The sequence below is a fragment of the Streptococcus sp. VTCC 12886 genome (genome assembly GCF_049893425.1).
GTDB classification, from domain to species: domain Bacteria; phylum Bacillota; class Bacilli; order Lactobacillales; family Streptococcaceae; genus Streptococcus; species Streptococcus suis_AA.
Window position 1 is genome coordinate 1 of sequence record NZ_JBMVJB010000009.1, and the last position, 17,743, is coordinate 17,743.

A 17,743-nucleotide genomic window follows, 5' to 3' on the forward strand; every position below is an offset into this window, starting at 1 on the left:
CATATTCATCAGTGATAGTGATATTTTTGTCTTTAATTCTGAGAAAATTTGTGATAAGATTTAGTTGTTCCATATGAGTCTTTCTAAAATGATAGTTTGAGCACTTTTCATTATAGGTCATATGGGACTCTTTGTATATACTCAAAAAGGCTCCATAATTTCAATGGTGGATTTATCCACTACAGAAATTATAGAGCCGATTGAAATAAAAATCATCTATGTAAAGAGGGAAGGTCACTCCCTCTTTTTTGATTTTATCAAATTTCGTAAAGGTTACTATTTGGTGACGGGTTGTTACCTAATTGACATAGACTTTCTACCCCTATGTCTTGAAAATGGTGCTATTTCAAGGTAAAATAGAGTGTTAGAAAGTCAAAGGTAAAGTATATGAAAATGATTGAAGAGTTTAAAAATAAAAAAGTATTAGTTTTGGGATTGGCAAAATCTGGTGAATCAGCTGCTCGTTTATTGGATAAATTGGGTGCGATTGTGACAGTGAATGATGGAAAACCATTTGATGAAAATCCGACGGCACAATCATTGTTAGAAGAAGGGATTCGTGTCATTTGTGGAAGTCATCCCTTGGATTTACTGGATGAAGATTTTGCGCTTGTTGTGAAAAATCCAGGTATTCGCTATGATAATCCGATGGTTGAAAAGGCTTTGCAAAAAGGAATTCCTGTGTGGACTGAGATTGAATTGGCTTATTTGATTTCAGAGGCTCCAATTGTCGGCATTACTGGCTCTAATGGAAAAACAACTACAACCACTATGATTGCTGAAGTCTTAAATGCTGGACACAAACCTGCTAAATTATGTGGGAATATTGGCTATCCCGCTTCATCTGTGGCACAGACTGCAACAAAGGACGATACTTTGGTCATGGAGTTGTCTTCTTTTCAACTAATGGGAACAGAATCGTTCAGACCTCATATTGCAGTACTGACAAATTTGATTGCAAGCCATATTGATTACCATGGGACTTTTGAAGACTATGTGGCTGCGAAATGGATGATTCAACGTCAAATGACAGAAGAGGATTTCATTGTCTTGAACGTCAATCAAGCTGAAATCAAAGAATTGGCTCTACATACCAAAGCCAATGTTGTGCCATTTTCAACCTTGGAAGAGGTGGATGGTGCATATTTAGCTGATGGAAAATTGTACTTCAAGGGTGAATATGTCATGGACGCAGATCAGCTGGGTGTCCCAGGAGCTCATAATATCGAAAATGCCTTGGCTACCATTGCAGTTGCCAAGATTTTGGGAGTAACGAATCAGGCGATTCAAGAGAGTTTGTCTGCATTTGGTGGTGTGAAACACCGCCTACAGTTTGTTGGTAAAATAAACAATGTGTCATTCTATAACGATAGCAAGTCTACCAATATATTAGCGACTCAAAAAGCTCTTTCAGGATTTGATAATCAAAAGGTAGTATTGATTGCGGGCGGTTTGGATCGTGGCAATGAATTTGATGAATTAGTACCAGATCTTGTAGGCTTGAAGAAGATGGTTATCTTAGGTCAGTCAGCACCACGTGTGCAACGGGCTGCTGAAAAAGCTGGTGTTGACTATATCTCGGCTGATGAGATTGCGGATGCTACTCGTAAGGCCTTTAAAGTTGCTGAACCAGGGGATGTTGTCCTTTTGAGCCCTGCAAATGCAAGTTGGGATATGTATCCTAATTTTGAGGTACGTGGCGATGTATTCCTACAAACCTATGAGGAGTTAAGTAAATAAAATATGAAAAAAATTGTTTTTACAGGTGGAGGAACAGTTGGACACGTGACGCTCAATCTCCTTTTAATCCCTCGTTTCATCAAAGATGGTTGGGAAGTGCATTATATTGGGGATCGAAATGGGATTGAGTATGAGCAAATTAAAAATTCTGGCTTAGATGTCCAATTTCATTCCATCGCTACTGGGAAACTGCGTCGTTATTTCTCTTTCCAAAATGTGTTGGATGTATTCAAGGTTGGGTTTGGCATTCTTCAATCCATTGCGATTATTGCCAAAATTCGTCCTCAAGCCCTATTTTCAAAAGGTGGTTTTGTTTCTGTACCACCAGTAATCGCAGCAAACTTGTTAAGAGTACCGGTCTTTATTCACGAATCTGATTTGTCGATGGGACTAGCCAATAAAATTGCCTATAAGTTTGCGACGACAATGTATAGTACCTTTGAGCAACCATCAGAACTGGCAAAAGTAAAACACGTTGGGGCAGTGACCAAGGTCGGGCAGCATACAGACAAGGTTATCCCAATCCAATTACCTGAAATCCTAAGCCATTTTGACAAACAATTACCGACTTTATTATTTATTGGTGGTTCTGGTGGAGCTAAGGTATTTAATAATTTAATCAGCCAGCATGCTAAGATATTGACAGAAGGTTTCAATATTATTAACTTGACTGGCGATGCACGACTCAACCAACTGGATAAACATATCTATCGTGTAGATTATATTACGGAGCTTTATCAACCCTTGATGGATTTTGCGGATGTCGTGGTGACACGTGGTGGTTCCAATACCCTATTTGAATTGATTGCAATGAAAAAATTGCATCTCATCGTTCCACTCGGCCGTCAAGCAAGTCGTGGAGATCAGATTGAAAATGCTCTGTACGCGGAGAAAAAAGGTTACTCTCGACAAATTAGTGAGGAGCAATTTACAGTTGATACCTTGTTGTCTGAGGTGGAAGCTTTGCTAGAAAACAAAGACTTTTATATCCAAAATATGGAACAATCTACTGAAATACAGTCAGTTGATAGTTTTTATCGCTTGTTAATGGAAGATATAGGAAGGTAGATGAGGTATGGATGAAAAAGACCCGAAAGAGTTGGTAGAAAATAAGAATTCAGAGCCATCACTTGATTTAGAATCCTCTGTTCCGACAATGGATGCCTCAGATGATGAAAAAAGTGCCTTCTTTGAACAATGGAAATCACGGCATCAAGCTTATTTGGAGCAACAAAATCAGCAAGATGAAGAAGTTTTTGTTCCTGTAGATGAATCGGAAAAGAAAAAAGATGGCTTCCTAAAACGCTGGGAAAAAAACAAGAAAACGAATGAAACACCAACTGAAATAATGGATGATGCATTAGAACAAGAGCCGGTGGCTTTAAAGAAAAAGGATCCACTTCCTAGAATGGCCCTTTTAAAAGCAATCCCAGTTTTGCTGGGTAGTTTGGTTCTGTTTTTGCTCTCGCTGTATTTTATCACACCATTTAGTAAGGACAAGATCATCTCCGTACAAGGGAATGAGCGGTTAACTGCCCAAGAAGTGGAACAGCTCAGTTTGATTTCGAATCAGGATTATATTGTTACGATAGCATTGAATGCAAAAAATTATGCTGAGAACATCAAAAAAGCGAGTCCTGAGATTTCTGAAGCAACCATAGCCTATCGTTTTCCAAATGCCTTTACTATTCACGTTAAAGAGTATAAGTTGATAGGTTATCTGGAAGAAAACAGTCAATATTATCGGATTCTTTCCAGTGGAGAAATAGCTAGCGAAGCAATCCCAGCAGATCAACTTCCTGAAACCTATCTTTTAGTAAAATTGACAGATAAGGCATCAATCAAATCACTTGCGGAGCAACTGGCCAAGGTGGATGAAACAATTACTTCCAAGATTCAAGAAATCACTTTAACACCAAGCAAAGTTACAGCGGATTTATTGACTTTGACCATGACAGATGGCAATACGATTTTGGTTCCTTTAAGTGAAATTGATACCAAGTTGCCATACTATTCAAAAATTGTGTTGGATATTGTCGAACCGTCTGTCATAGATATGGAAGTAGGAATCTATCGATATGTCAAAACTAGTCAATAAAAATCTAGAAATTTTCTTAGAAAAAGCCATTCGAGACACTTTTTTTCTAGAAGATATGATATAATAAAAGATGACTAATTGCACTTTTTTTTGAAAATTGGAATTATGTTTGTTAAAGTTGAAAGTAAGAGAGGACGGATAGAATGGTAAAAAGCGGCTTTTTTACGGGTTTAGATATTGGTACAAGCTCCGTTAAAGTCTTGGTGGCTGAATATACAGATAATGAAATGAATGTGATCGGAGTTAGTAGCGTAAAAAGCGCTGGCGTTAAGGATGGCATTATTGTAAATATTGATGTAGCGGCAGGTGCGATAAAAAAAGCACTAGAACAAGCAGAAGAAAAATCAGGAATTCGTATTGATAGAGTAAATGTTGGTTTACCAGCAAATCTATTGCAAATTGAACCAACCCAAGGGATGATTCCTGTCACAACAGATTCTCAAGAAATTACAGATTTAGATGTTGAAAATGTAGTGAAGTCTGCTTTAACAAAGAGTATGACACCTGAGCGCGAAGTTATTTCCTTCATTCCAGAAGAGTTCGTTGTAGATGGTTTCCAAGGGATTAAAGATCCTCGTGGTATGATGGGGATTCGTTTGGAAATGCGTGGCATGCTTTATACTGGACCACGTACCATTCTTCATAACTTACGAAAAACAGTTGAACGTGCAGGTGTTCAGGTTGAGAACATTGTGATTTCACCACTTGCTCTTACACGCTCTGTTTTAAATGAAGGAGAACGTGAATTTGGTGCAACTGTGATTGACCTTGGTGGAGGTCAAACGACTGTAGCAGTTATGAGAAATCAAGAGTTGCACTATACGAATATTTACCAAGAAGGTGGAGACTACATCACTAAGGATATTTCTAAGGTATTGACAACGTCACAAAGTATTGCAGAAAACCTTAAATTCAACTACGGAATTGCATATCCGCAGAATGCAAGTGATAAGGAAAAATTCACTGTTGAGGTGATTGGAGAAAGCACACCTGTTGAAGTAACAGAACGTTATTTATCAGAAGTTATTTCAGCCCGTCTTCGTCAAATTTTTGACCGAGTAAGACAGGATTTGGAACGTACTCGTGCTCTTGATTTGCCAGGCGGTGTTGTCTTGGTTGGTGGCGGTGCCATTTTACCAGGTATCGCAGAATTGGCCCAAGAAGTATTGGGAGCTAATACAAAACTTTTTGTTCCAAATCAAATTGGTATCCGCAATCCTGCTTTTGCTAACGTGATTAGTTTTGTTGAATATGTTGGTGGTTTAGAAGAAGTTGAAAAGATTGCACAGCGCGCAGTAAATGGTGAAGCTGATTTGCGTCAAAAACCTATTGATTTTACTGTTTCTCGTCCTCGAGTTGTTCCAACTATTCAACCTGAGGTGACTATTCCTGTTGAGACCAACGAGGAAAATGAAAGATCTCTTCATGATTTTGAAGAAGAGCATGATGAAACACAATCATCGACAAGAAGCAATTTCACAGATCGTCTTCGTGGTTTGTTTGGTAGCATGTTTGAATAAGTATAGAAAAGGTGATAAAAACTATGGCATTTTCATTTGAAGCAGCAGCAAGTCATGGTGCTGTCATTAAAGTAATTGGTGTCGGCGGTGGTGGTGGTAACGCCATCAACCGTATGATTGAAGAAGGTGTGGCTGGTGTTGAATTTATCGCAGCCAACACAGACGTACAAGCATTGAGTAGCTCAAAGGCAGAAACAGTTATCCAATTGGGTCCTAAATTGACTCGTGGTTTGGGTGCTGGTGGTCAGCCTGAAGTTGGTCGCAAAGCAGCTGAAGAGAGTGAAGAAGCTTTGACCAATGTTCTTTCAGGAGCTGATATGGTCTTCATAACTGCTGGTATGGGCGGTGGATCAGGTACAGGGGCAGCTCCAGTGATTGCACGCATTGCAAAAAATTTGGGTGCTTTAACAGTTGCGGTTGTAACACGTCCATTTGGATTTGAAGGAAACAAGCGTGGCAACTTTGCGATTGAAGGAATTGAAGGTCTTCGTGAACAAGTAGATACACTCTTGATTATTTCAAACAACAACTTGCTTGAAATTGTTGATAAGAAAACTCCATTGTTGGAAGCCTTGAGTGAGGCTGACAACGTACTCCGTCAAGGTGTACAAGGGATTACCGATTTGATTACGAATCCTGGTTTGATCAACTTGGACTTCGCTGATGTGAAGACAGTGATGGAAAACAAAGGAAATGCTCTTATGGGTATTGGTATCGGTACGGGTGAAGATCGTGTTGTTGAAGCAGCTCGTAAAGCGATTTATTCACCACTTCTTGAAACAACAATTGATGGTGCTGAAGATGTCATTGTCAACGTAACTGGTGGTTACGATATGACGTTGACAGAAGCCGAAGAAGCTTCAGAGATTGTAAATCAAGCGGCTGGACAAGGTGTCAATATTTGGTTGGGAACATCAATCGATGAGTCAATGAAAGATGAAATCCGAGTAACTGTGGTTGCAACTGGTGTTCGTCAAGAACCAACAGAGCGTGCTAGCCGTTCACGTGTATCAGAGCATGTAGCACCTCGTCGCACTCAGCATTTTGATTTACCAACTAATCCTACGCCATCTGCTAGCCGTGGTGTGACTCAACCTGAGTCACCAAAAGCATCAGCATTTGGTGAATGGGATTTACGTCGTGAAAACTTAATCCGTTCTACAGAAGCAGAACCACAATCTGGTGTTTCCGTTGAAAAATTTACAATGGATGCGGATGAGGACGAATTAGATACACCGCCATTTTTCAGAAATCGTTAAAATGAATCTACAAAAAAATAGAGATGATGTGTTTGCTACTGTTGAACAAGCAGAGAAAAATGCAAATCGACCTAGTCAATCAGTGAATGTCATAGCTGTCACAAAATATGTTGACAGCTCTATTGTTAGAGAATTGATTAAAACAGGCATTCATCATATTGGTGAAAATCGTGTTGATAAATTTTTAGACAAGTATCATGCCTTATCTGATCAAGAATTGACTTGGCATCTGATTGGTACACTTCAAAGAAGAAAAGTGAAAGATGTGATCAATTATGTCGATTACTTTCATGCTTTGGATTCAGTCAAATTAGCTGAGGAAATCAATAAACGTGCAGAAAAACCGATTAAATGCTTCTTACAATTGAATATTTCAGGTGAGCAAAGTAAGCATGGCTTCTCTGTTGATGAATTAGAGGAGGTTATTCCTCAATTGATCCCTTTTGAGAAAGTGGAAGTTGTTGGTTTGATGACAATGGCACCTTTTGATGCTGATTCAGAAGAATTAAACAAAATTTTCTCAAAAATGAATGAGATACAGAAAACACTATCAGCGAGAAACATACCGCATATGCCATTTACTGAATTAAGTATGGGAATGAGCGGTGACTATGTACAGGCAATACAAAATGGGGCAACCTTTGTCCGTGTAGGCTCTGCATTTTTTACTGAATAGGGGATGAAGTAGGTATGGGAATTAAAGATACATTTAAAAATTTAGTTAACTATTTTGAAGTAGAAGATGCAAACGAGGTTGATGAACAGTACCAAGCAAATTCTACTGGTAATAAACGACCAGCAATGCATGCTGCTACAATAAAACCAATCAGCAGACCTGTTGAAAGACCAAGTCGTGGCGAATCACGAGGGGATGCAAACAGTGGATCAGAGTCGCGGTTGCAACGCTTACATGATCGTCAGCAAGAATTAATGTCTCATAGCGAACAAGGTAATTTGAAATCAACAATTGATATTAAGTTTCCAAAACGTTATGAAGATGCACCAGAAATGGTTAATCTCTTGTTGGATAATGCAAGTATTTTAATTGATTTTCAATACATGTCTGAACATCAGGCACGCCGTTGTTTGGATTATTTGGATGGGGCACGATCAGTTCTTTCTGGAAATTTAAAGAAAGTTTCAAATACAATGTGGCTGTTAACCCCTGTAAATGTAACGGTGCATATTGAGGAACTCCGTAACACAAATGTCGGTGCGAATCAAGATTCTCAATTTGATTTTGATATGAAGAGGTAAATTTTATGCAATTTTTCATTTTTCTTATTTTAAAAATTGTAGAAATTTATTCGTATCTTTTATTGGCATATGCATTATTGAGCTGGTTTCCCAATCTCTATGCGACTCCATTGGGGCGTTTGATTCAGTGGGCTGTGGCACCTATGTTAAAGCCCTTTAGACGGCTCAATCTACAGTTCATGGGCTTGGATTGGACAGTTATGGTTGCAATGATTGCACTCAACATTGGAACACGGATACTGATTCGCATCCTGCTTTTGCTAGCTTAATCATGAAAAATGATAAACAAATAATGCAACATTTTGCCAAGGAAGAAAGGGAATTCGTTGAGAAAATAATGGATATGTGTCAGCAAGTTGAAGATACATATTCCTATAGATTAACGCACTTTCTACATCCCCGACAAGATGATATTGTATCTAAAATTGCGCATTACTATCAATTACAAACTTTGTCAAGTCGTGACTTCTTGCCAACTGAACATTCGAGAGTCATTATTGCTCCAAGTTACTATGAAATAGATACTCAGGATTTTAGGCTAACAGCTCTTGATTTATCTTTTTCAAGAAAGTTTCATACTCTTTCTCATTCTCAAGTATTAGGAACTTTTCTAAATCAATTGGGGATTAAAAGAGAATACTTGGGTGATATCATTGTCAATGAAGAACAGCTTTTGGTGTTTTTAGATGAAAAGTTTGGACAGATTGCTCAACAGTCTATCACCAAAATTGCTCGTGTTCCTGTCAAGGTACGAGAAATTTCGTGGCTGTCAGTTCAATTATTGAACCAACAGGACTGGCGTTCAAAGGATGTTCTTGTTTCCAGTTTGAGACTGGATAAGTTGGTTGCGGTTGCTTTTAATCTTTCACGCTCTACTGCGAATAAGTTGATAGAAGCAGGGCATGTAAAGTTGGATTATCTCCAATCCGATCAACCAAGTCGGACAGTTGAAATTGGGCAATTGATTAGTGTGAGAAAATACGGTAGAATTCGATTAAATGAGTTTTTAGGTTTTTCTAAGCAAGGAAAGATAAAATTAAAGATAGACATAGTAAAAACTTAGGAGGAACTATGGTACTAACATCACTAGAATTAAAAGATAAAACCTTCGGAACAAAATTCCGAGGTTATGATGCAAATGAAGTTGATGACTTTTTAGATATTGTAACGCGTGATTATGAAGAGTTAATTCGTAAAAATCACGAACAAGAGCTGGAATTGAAGAGTTTGCGTGAGCGATTAGCTTATTTTGATGAAATGAAAGAATCGTTAAGCAAATCCGTTCTATTGGCTCAAGATACTGCTGAAAAAGTGAAAAAAGCTGCGGAGGAGCAAGCAGCAAATATCATTAAACAAGCAGATTATGATGCGGCAACCTTATTGCATGAAGCGAAAGATAAGGCAAATGAAATTCTTCGTATTTCGACTGATAGTGCTAAAAAAGTGGCGGTTGAAACAGAAGAGTTGAAAAATAAAACACGTGTGTTCCATCAGCGCTTGAAATCAACAATCGAAAGTCAGTTGTCATTGGTAAACTCACCTGAGTGGGAGGTTATTTTACGACCAACTGCATCTTACATCCAAACAAGCGATGAAGCCTTTAGAGAAGTATTGGTAAAAGTGCTTGATGAAAAAGCACCTGTGGAAGAGAATCACTTGGATTATACCTTACAACTTTCTGAAGAAGAAATTGCAGAATTGACACGTCAAGCAACAGCATTTGAAGAAAATGAAACAATTGCCTTGTCAATTGATGAAAAATAACTGAGAGCAAAGACACTATCAATAGAAATATTTTTAGCGAGTAGGAGACGGTGGAAGCCCTACAATCCCTTTCTTGCGATAATCCCTTTGCATGATTTTTCCTGAAAGAAGTAGGGAAAGACGTCGGTTCACGTTACGAATGCTTGAGGGATAGGGGAAACTCTATCTGAACTAAGGTGGTACCACGAACTTTCGTCCTTATTTGGCGGGAGTTTTTTTATTTTTTATGGTACGATTAGAACTGGTAAACAAAGATAATTTTGATCAGGTGCTAGATCTTGAAGTGGCACCTAAAGATCAGCGCAGAGTGGCGTCAGTTGAATATTCATTAGCTCAGGCATGGCTGTATCGAGATAGTGAAGACCTATTTCCATATGCTGTTAAATCTGGAAAGCTAACAGTGGGATTTCTCTTGTTGTCCTATCAGCCCATGGAAAACAGTTATTATATCTGGCGCTTGCTCATTGATCAAGAAGTATAAAATCAGGGCTTTGGCAAGGAGGTCATTCGGCAAGTGTTACAACGAGCTAGGGATGATCAGCAGTGCCATAAGGTTACCGTAAATCATGTGATCGGTAATCATAAAATGCGGTACATCTTAGAAAAATTTGGCTTTCAGCCAGTCGGTTTACATGGTCAAGAAATAAAAATGGAATTAATTGTTAAATAAAGGAGTTATGATGAAACTAAAAGAAACCCTCAATTTGGGTAAAACAGCCTTTCCTATGCGCGCAGGTTTGCCAACACGCGAACCTGAATGGCAAAAAGCTTGGGATGAAGCAAACTTGTATGCGCGACGTCAAGAACTGAATGAAGGAAAACCGTCCTTCCACCTACACGATGGTCCTCCCTACGCAAACGGAAATATCCACGTTGGGCATGCCTTAAATAAAGTTTCTAAAGATATCATTGTCCGTTCTAAATCGATGTCTGGTTTCCGAGCTCCTTACGTACCAGGTTGGGATACTCATGGTCTTCCAATTGAGCAAGTCTTGGCAAAACAAGGTGTTAAACGGAAAGAGATGGACTTGGTTGAATACCTTGAAATGTGTCGTGATTATGCCTTAAGTCAGGTAGATAAGCAACGTGATGACTTCAAGCGTCTGGGTATCTCTGCTGATTGGGAAAATCCATACATCACCTTGACGAAAGACTACGAAGCAGCTCAAATCCGTGTCTTCGGTGCTATGGCAGACAAGGGCTATATCTACCGCGGTGCTAAGCCTGTCTACTGGTCATGGTCATCTGAATCTGCCCTTGCTGAAGCAGAAATCGAATACCATGACATTGATTCAACATCCCTTTACTATGCTAACAAGGTCAAAGATGGCAAGGGGGTGCTGGATTCAGATAGCTATATCGTTGTTTGGACAACTACACCATTTACTGTTACAGCTTCACGTGGATTGACAATGGGTGCAGATATTGATTATGTACTTGTTCAGCCAGAAGGTTCTGACCGTAAGTATGTATTGGCAGAAGCCTTGGTTGATAGTTTGGCAGCCAAATTTGGTTGGGAATCCTTCGAAGTGATTTCAAAACACAAGGGTGCTGAGTTTGAATATATTGTCACAGAACACCCATGGGATACTGAAGTGGATGAATTGGTCATCTTGGGTGATCATGTAACGACAGATTCAGGTACTGGTATTGTCCATACGGCTCCTGGTTTTGGTGAAGATGACTATAATGTCGGAATCAAATACAATTTAGAGGTGGCCGTAACTGTAAACGAACGTGGCTTGATGATGGAAAATGCTGGTCCTGATTTTGAAGGGCAATTCTATGACAAGGTTGTTCCAACTGTAAAAGAAAAACTAGGAGACTTGCTTCTTGCTAGTGAAGTGATTAATCACTCTTATCCATTTGACTGGCGGACCAAGAAACCAATTATCTGGCGTGCAGTGCCACAGTGGTTTGCTTCTGTTTCTAAATTCCGTCAAGAAATTTTAGATCAAATCGAAGCAACAAACTTCATTCCAGGTTGGGGTAAAACACGTCTCTACAATATGATCCGTGACCGTGGTGACTGGGTCATCTCACGTCAGCGGGCTTGGGGTGTGCCACTTCCTATCTTCTATGCAGAAGATGGTACTGCAATCATGTCTAAGGAAGTGACGGACCACGTTGCTGCTCTCTTTGAAGAGCATGGTTCAATCATCTGGTGGAAATCAGAAGCTAAAGACCTTCTTCCAGCTGGATTTACTCATCCAGGTTCACCAAATGGCGAATTTACAAAAGAAACAGATATCATGGACGTATGGTTTGATTCTGGTTCATCTTGGAATGGTGTCATGAACGCTCGTGAAAACCTTGCCTATCCAGCAGACCTTTATCTTGAAGGATCTGACCAATACCGTGGCTGGTTTAACTCTTCCTTAATCACCTCTGTAGCAGTCAATGGTCATGCGCCATATAAAGCAGTATTATCACAAGGATTTGTCCTAGATGGTAAAGGCTTGAAGATGTCTAAATCCCTTGGTAATACGATTTTACCAAGTGATGTTGAAAAACAATTTGGTGCAGAAATTTTGCGTTTGTGGGTGACTTCAGTTGATACGTCAAATGATGTCCGTGTATCAATGGAAATTCTTGGACAAGTTTCTGAGACTTACAGGAAAATTCGTAACACCCTCCGCTTCTTGATTGCTAATACCTCTGATTTCAATCCAGCAAGCGATGCGGTAGCTTATGACGAGCTTCGTTCAGTTGACCAATACCTCTTGGTGAAATTCAACAAACTGGTAGCACAAATCCGTGATGCCTACGATAGCTATGATTTCATGACCATCTACAAGTCTGTGGTAAACTTTGTCACGCTTGACTTGTCAGCCTTCTACTTGGATTTTGCTAAGGACGTGGTCTACATTGATGGTGCGAAATCTTTGTCTCGCCGTCAGATGCAAACTGTTTTCTATGACATCTTGGTGAAAATTACCAAGCTCTTGACCCCAATCTTGCCACATACCGCAGAAGAAATCTGGTCATATTTGGAACACGAACCAGAAGAATTTGTACAATTGGCGGAAATGCCAGAGGTGGAAACCTTTGCGAATGATGCGCAGTTGTTGGCTGACTGGGAGAAGGTTATGGTCTTCCGTACTCAGGCACAAAAAGCCTTGGAAGAAGCGCGTAATGCAAAAGTGATTGGTAAGTCACTTGAAGCGCATTTGACAGCCTATGTCTCAGCTGAAACCAAGTCATTCTTGGAAGGCTTAAATGCTGACCTTGCTCAACTTTTGATTGTATCTGATTTGACAGTTACCTCCGAAGTTGCTCCTGCATCAGCGGTAGAAGTTGATGATCTTGCCTTTACTATTGCTCGTGCAACTGGTGAAGTTTGTGATCGTTGCCGTCGCATTGATACTAGTGTTGTAGAGCGTAGCTATGGTGCAACAATCTGTGACCACTGTGCAAGCGTAGTAGAAGAAAACTTTGCGGAAGCAGTAGCTCAAGGTTTTGAAGCATAAGTATAAAAGTCTATCTATTTTTGGATAGGCTTTTTTTCAAAAAAAAAGAAGCCTTGAGCTTCTTAATCTTCAGTAATAATAGGGATTGACATTTCAATTAGGCGGTCAGTATGAATCGTTTGAATGGCAGACTTATCTATTATCCGTTCATCAACTTTCCGACGTAGAAAATAATCGAGAATTTTGTTGACTTCTGCTGGTTGGATGGCACGGTATTTATTACTAATAAGGAGCTCGTAATGTCGTGGAGCTTGTGTAAAAAGGACATCGGTGTTTCCTGCAGAATAGGTTTCTACTAGGAAGGCATCGGTATTGGCTAGTTGATTTTGCACTAATTGAGAATGACTATTCGTCGTATTGATAATCTTCATGCGAAACTTCCTCCGTCTCTTTGGCTACATTATAGCACTCTTGGGTTTATTTATCCAGTCTTTTTTGAGCTAATTCTAGCTTTTGCCATTGTTCAATTCCCCATTTGTGGCTACTACGTTTCAGTTTGTTAATAGCCTCTTCAATAGGAAACCAAGCAATATGATTAAAGTCTTCTAATGGTGCCCCAACTTGTTTGTAACTGGTAACTTGATAGATATAAGCTGGGTTGTAAAAATGAGTATCACGATGGCTGGAATAAAAATACTCATCGGCTTGACCAAAATATTGTCCAATTTCAGCGGTAAAGCCTAATTCTTCAATTAATTCTCTTTCTAGGGCTGATAGGTGATTTTCCTCTTCCTCAATCTCTCCACCTGGGAGGAACCAGGCTCCATTAGGAGCTTGAACCAATACAATTTTCTCTAATTTCTCATCAGGAATAACAGCATAGACTCCATAACGATTGGTGTAGTGTACACCATTCTTTTTTTCACCGAAAATTGCATTTGACATGGTATTCTCCTTTTAATAGGGGCTTTTTATTATTATACCATTTTAACCTAAATTTTTCTTTAAGTATTTGTTGGAATTTTTTGAATTTTATGGATTGGAGATAAAAAGAGCGGGACAACCTATCCGGATGCCTCCGCTAGCATGTTTTATTTTTCTTTTAGCGTTTGAGCTTTGATTTGGATGGTGCCATTATTGGTCATGACACCTCGTAAATCTTTCTCATTAGGATTCTCTAAATAGAAATCGGTAATGGCATCTTCAATTTGGTCTTGAATGGTCCTGCGAAGGGGACGTGCACCCATTTTAGGATCGTAACCAAGATCAACTAATTTTTCCTTTACTTTATCGGTCACTTGTAGTCGAATACCGTTTGTAGATAAGCGACGGTTGACGTCTTCCAGCATGAGACTGACAATTTGGAGCAGATTTTCTTTTGTAAGTGGTTGGAATTCAATAATTCCATCGAAGCGGTTCATGAATTCGGGAGTGAAGAAATTACCGAGTTGGTCAAGAACAGATTGTGTACGACCTTCCATAGCGGCTCCAAATCCCACGCTGGCCTCAACATTACCTGTACCAGCATTTGAAGTCATAATGATAATGGTATCTTTGAAGCTTACTGTTCGCCCTTGTCCATCTGTCAGTCGACCGTCATCAAGAACTTGTAGGAACATGTGCATCACATCTGGATGCGCCTTTTCAACTTCATCAAGGAGAATGAGTGAGTATGGATTGCGACGGACTTTTTCTGTTAGTTGGCCAGCTTCTTCATACCCCACATATCCAGGAGGGGCACCGACTAGTTTTGCAACTGCGTGTTTTTCCATATATTCAGACATATCAAATCGAATCATGCTGTCCGCTGAACCGAAGAGCTCAATGGCTAATTGTTTTGATAATTCTGTTTTACCGACGCCAGTAGGTCCTACGAATAAGAAGGAACCAATTGGACGATTTGGTGCTCCAAGTCCTACACGATTGCGACGGATTGCTTTTGCAATCTTATCAACAGCATCGTCTTGTCCAATGACATGCGCTTTGAGATCACTTGCCAAATGTATCAATTGAGACTGTTCTTTTTCTTTCAGCTCGCCAACGGGGATATTTGTTTTTTGTTCAATGATGGCTTCAATTTCTTTTTCGGTAATGAGAGGAATATCCTCCTCACTAATCGTTGCCTTTTGCATTTCTTTATATTTAGCAATTTGGTCACGATAATAGGCAGCTTTTTCGTAATCTTCATCACGAGTTGCTTGTTCTTTACGATTTTCGGCATCAATTATCCGTTGGTCAATTTCTTTAGGATCCACGAAGTTCAAGGTTAAGTTCATTTTTGACCCAGCTTCGTCTAGCAAATCAATCGCTTTGTCAGGTAAGAATCGGTCTTGAATATAGCGGTTGGATAATACGGCCGCAGCTTCAATTGCCTCAGGGGAATATTTTACATGGTGGTAGTCTTGGTATTTATTCTGAATACCTTTTAAGATAGTGATTGTTTCTTCAACGCTTGGTTCGTCAACTTTTACAGGTTGCATCCGACGTTCAAGAGCTGCATCTTTTTCAATAATGCGGTATTCATTTAAAGTAGTAGCACCAACCAGTTGCATTTCACCACGAGCGAGGGCGGGTTTTAGAATATTGCCCGCATCCATGTTCCCATCTCCTGCAGAACCAGCTCCGACAATCTCATGAATTTCATCAATGAAGAGAATAACTTCACGTCGGTTCCGAATTTCTTCCATGAGTTTTTGCATGCGTTCTTCAAATTGACCTCGGATTCCTGTTCCTTGAACAAGGCTGACAACGTCTAATCGAATGACTTCTTTGTTTTGAAGTTTATGTGGAACGTCCCCGTCTACAATTTTTTGTGCTAGTCCTTCAACGACTGCAGTTTTACCAACACCGGGTTCACCGATAAGAACGGGGTTGTTTTTGGTGCGACGGTTCAAAATTTCAATCACCCGAGTGATTTCTTGATCGCGTCCAATAACGGGGTCAATATCTCCACGTCGTGCAATCTCAGTAACATTAATCCCAAATTCTTCCAGCAATCCATTTGGTTGCGGGACTGTTTGGGTTCGACCAGCATTTGGTTGATTGAATCGATCACCACCGTTGCCACCGCCAGATTGAGTAGGAGGTGTTTGATCTCGATTCTTACCAGCTGGGGTATTACCAGGGTAACCACCTAAATGATTGAAAAATTCACTAAAGGGATCCATATTGTTTGGATTAGTTAAGTCCCCTAAGCCACGTAAAACAGCATTATTTGGATCTGTTTTCATAATTTGATAACAATTATGGCAAAGGTCAACTTTTTGTTGTTTGCCATTCATATTTGCATAGAGATGAATGGTAGCATCATTTATTTTACAGTTTGTACAGAGCATTCAATTACCTCTTTTCTAATAGTAACATTACAAAAACCTGTGAAAATTAATCTCATATTTTCCTAATTGAATGTTAGAATATTGTGTATAGATTGAATCACATACAATTATGCAATCAGATGAATTTCCACGAAGTAAGGTCTTTATTGAATAGTCAATAAAGGTCAGTTCTATTTTAATTATATCAAGTTTTGGAGAAAATGCAAGAAACTGATATGCATTCTAGTATTTCTTTTTACTAAAAATTGGGGGAAGAAAATTACGTAAAAATAAGACTTTTTCACAAAATTATGGTAGAATATTTCTATATTAAGAAGAGGAGAATGAATATGGAATCACATTTGGTGAGAATTATCAATCGTCTTGAAGCCATGGCCAGTGATGGTGGTACCATGAAACGTAATTTTGAACGTGATGGTGTTGTCGTTGCAGAAGTTGCCTACAGCTATGACGAAGAAAATGGTTCAGTATTTACCCTACGTGATGTTGCTGCTCGTGAGACGTATACGTTTGACAGCATTGACTTAATTGCAATGGAAATTTACGAATTGTTGTACTAAATACAGGATAGTTAAAAGCGCCACCGGTGCTTTTTCTTTTGTGAATAATTAATCTAGGCAGTTGCATATTTATTCGAAAATGATATAATTGTAGTATACGTCTTTTGAGGAGTGGAGATATGAATTTTTCTTTTTTGCCTGATTATTGGGCTTATTTTAATTATGGTGTATTAGTTACCCTTATTATCGCTGTATTTGTTGTTGTCTTTGGTAGTATTTTGGGTGTTTTATTGGCTTTTGCACAACGGAGTAAATATAAATTACTTGTCTGGTTTGCTAATATTTATGTGTGGATTTTCCGTGGGACTCCTATGGTTGTACAGATTATGATTGGTTTTACCATGACTCATTTAGTTGCTCCAACTTTTCAGTTAGGTATTTTATCAGTCGATTTGTCTCGCCTGATTCCAGGGATAGTTATTCTATCGATGAACTCAGGGGCTTATGTATCCGAAACAGTACGTGCGGGGATTAATGCTGTTCCGAAGGGACAATTGGAAGCAGCCTACTCACTTGGTATCCGTCCTCATCAAGCTATGCGCTATGTCATCATGCCTCAAGCTATCAAGAATATCCTACCTGCCTTGGGGAATGAATTTGTAACAATTGTAAAAGATAGTTCCCTTTTATCAACAATCGGCGTTGTTGAATTGTGGAATGGAGCGACTACGGTCTCTGCGTCAACTTACATTACAACGGAGCCTTTGTTATTTGCAGCCTTCTATTATTTGATTGTGACAAGTGTGTTAACGTTGGGCATCCAATACTTTGAGAAAAAATTGAATAAGGGGGGACATTGA

General features: G+C 39.3%; 18 protein-coding genes. 15 read left to right on the forward strand and 3 right to left on the reverse strand.

Annotated features, from left to right (window positions below; translation table 11 throughout):
* Nucleotides 1-387 precede the first annotated feature (387 nt).
* From murD to ileS, 13 genes are all read left to right on the forward strand, one after another.
* A complete protein-coding gene (murD, locus tag ACPC57_RS03890; protein ID WP_434066358.1) occupies nucleotides 388-1,740 on the forward strand; it encodes a UDP-N-acetylmuramoyl-L-alanine--D-glutamate ligase in 1,353 nt (450 codons plus the stop codon).
* A gap of 3 nt (nucleotides 1,741-1,743) precedes the next feature.
* Nucleotides 1,744-2,808: a UDP-N-acetylglucosamine--N-acetylmuramyl-(pentapeptide) pyrophosphoryl-undecaprenol N-acetylglucosamine transferase gene (locus tag ACPC57_RS03895; protein ID WP_434066359.1), complete on the forward strand. Its 1,065-nt coding sequence runs from the start codon at nucleotides 1,744-1,746 to the stop codon at nucleotides 2,806-2,808.
* Between the two features lie 7 nt (nucleotides 2,809-2,815).
* Nucleotides 2,816-3,838: a cell division protein FtsQ/DivIB gene (locus tag ACPC57_RS03900; protein ID WP_434066360.1), complete on the forward strand. Its 1,023-nt coding sequence runs from the start codon at nucleotides 2,816-2,818 to the stop codon at nucleotides 3,836-3,838.
* 143 nt (nucleotides 3,839-3,981) lie between these two features.
* The gene (gene ftsA / locus ACPC57_RS03905) at nucleotides 3,982-5,358 is read left to right on the forward strand and encodes a cell division protein FtsA (RefSeq protein ID WP_434066361.1); all 1,377 of its coding nucleotides are present in this window, start codon (nucleotides 3,982-3,984) and stop codon (nucleotides 5,356-5,358) included.
* 23 nt (nucleotides 5,359-5,381) lie between these two features.
* Entirely contained in the window at nucleotides 5,382-6,617 is a 1,236-nt protein-coding gene (ftsZ, locus tag ACPC57_RS03910) for a cell division protein FtsZ (RefSeq protein WP_217374164.1), read from the forward strand.
* A gap of 1 nt (nucleotide 6,618) precedes the next feature.
* On the forward strand, nucleotides 6,619-7,293 hold the full coding sequence (locus ACPC57_RS03915) for a YggS family pyridoxal phosphate-dependent enzyme (protein ID WP_217374163.1): 675 nt from the start codon (nucleotides 6,619-6,621) through the stop codon (nucleotides 7,291-7,293).
* 14 nt (nucleotides 7,294-7,307) lie between these two features.
* The gene (locus tag ACPC57_RS03920; protein WP_434066362.1) at nucleotides 7,308-7,874 is read left to right on the forward strand and encodes a cell division protein SepF; all 567 of its coding nucleotides are present in this window, start codon (nucleotides 7,308-7,310) and stop codon (nucleotides 7,872-7,874) included.
* Nucleotides 7,875-7,879: 5 nt separating this feature from the next.
* On the forward strand, nucleotides 7,880-8,143 hold the full coding sequence (locus ACPC57_RS03925) for a YggT family protein (RefSeq protein ID WP_434066363.1): 264 nt from the start codon (nucleotides 7,880-7,882) through the stop codon (nucleotides 8,141-8,143).
* Nucleotides 8,144-8,145: 2 nt separating this feature from the next.
* Nucleotides 8,146-8,937: an RNA-binding protein gene (locus tag ACPC57_RS03930; protein WP_277837688.1), complete on the forward strand. Its 792-nt coding sequence runs from the start codon at nucleotides 8,146-8,148 to the stop codon at nucleotides 8,935-8,937.
* Between the two features lie 8 nt (nucleotides 8,938-8,945).
* A complete protein-coding gene (locus tag ACPC57_RS03935; RefSeq protein ID WP_434066364.1) occupies nucleotides 8,946-9,638 on the forward strand; it encodes a DivIVA domain-containing protein in 693 nt (230 codons plus the stop codon).
* 226 nt (nucleotides 9,639-9,864) lie between these two features.
* Complete coding sequence (locus ACPC57_RS03940) at nucleotides 9,865-10,119, forward strand: hypothetical protein (protein WP_434066365.1); 255 nt, start codon at nucleotides 9,865-9,867, stop codon at nucleotides 10,117-10,119.
* A gap of 33 nt (nucleotides 10,120-10,152) precedes the next feature.
* Nucleotides 10,153-10,308: a GNAT family N-acetyltransferase gene (locus ACPC57_RS03945; protein ID WP_289648223.1), complete on the forward strand. Its 156-nt coding sequence runs from the start codon at nucleotides 10,153-10,155 to the stop codon at nucleotides 10,306-10,308.
* A 10-nt stretch (nucleotides 10,309-10,318) separates the two neighbouring features.
* Entirely contained in the window at nucleotides 10,319-13,108 is a 2,790-nt protein-coding gene (ileS, locus tag ACPC57_RS03950) for an isoleucine--tRNA ligase (RefSeq protein ID WP_434066366.1), read from the forward strand.
* Nucleotides 13,109-13,170: 62 nt separating this feature from the next.
* Here the strand turns inward: ileS and ACPC57_RS03955 are convergent, their stop codons facing one another.
* The 3 genes from ACPC57_RS03955 to ACPC57_RS03965 all read right to left on the reverse strand — a co-directional run bounded on the left by ACPC57_RS03955 (nucleotide 13,171) and on the right by ACPC57_RS03965 (nucleotide 16,383).
* Complete coding sequence (locus ACPC57_RS03955) at nucleotides 13,171-13,479, reverse strand: DUF1827 family protein (RefSeq protein ID WP_217374158.1); 309 nt, start codon at nucleotides 13,477-13,479, stop codon at nucleotides 13,171-13,173.
* A 46-nt stretch (nucleotides 13,480-13,525) separates the two neighbouring features.
* Entirely contained in the window at nucleotides 13,526-13,993 is a 468-nt protein-coding gene (locus ACPC57_RS03960) for an NUDIX hydrolase (protein WP_217374157.1), read from the reverse strand.
* A gap of 146 nt (nucleotides 13,994-14,139) precedes the next feature.
* The gene (locus ACPC57_RS03965) at nucleotides 14,140-16,383 is read right to left on the reverse strand and encodes an AAA family ATPase (RefSeq protein ID WP_434066367.1); all 2,244 of its coding nucleotides are present in this window, start codon (nucleotides 16,381-16,383) and stop codon (nucleotides 14,140-14,142) included.
* Nucleotides 16,384-16,712: 329 nt separating this feature from the next.
* On the opposite strand from ACPC57_RS03965, the gene ACPC57_RS03970 reads away from it, so the two are divergent.
* Both ACPC57_RS03970 and ACPC57_RS03975 read left to right on the forward strand, forming a co-directional pair.
* Nucleotides 16,713-16,943, forward strand: coding sequence for a DUF1797 family protein (locus tag ACPC57_RS03970; RefSeq protein ID WP_130554562.1), 231 nt, complete (start codon nucleotides 16,713-16,715; stop codon nucleotides 16,941-16,943).
* A 119-nt stretch (nucleotides 16,944-17,062) separates the two neighbouring features.
* Nucleotides 17,063-17,743: an amino acid ABC transporter permease gene (locus ACPC57_RS03975; protein ID WP_217374155.1), complete on the forward strand. Its 681-nt coding sequence runs from the start codon at nucleotides 17,063-17,065 to the stop codon at nucleotides 17,741-17,743.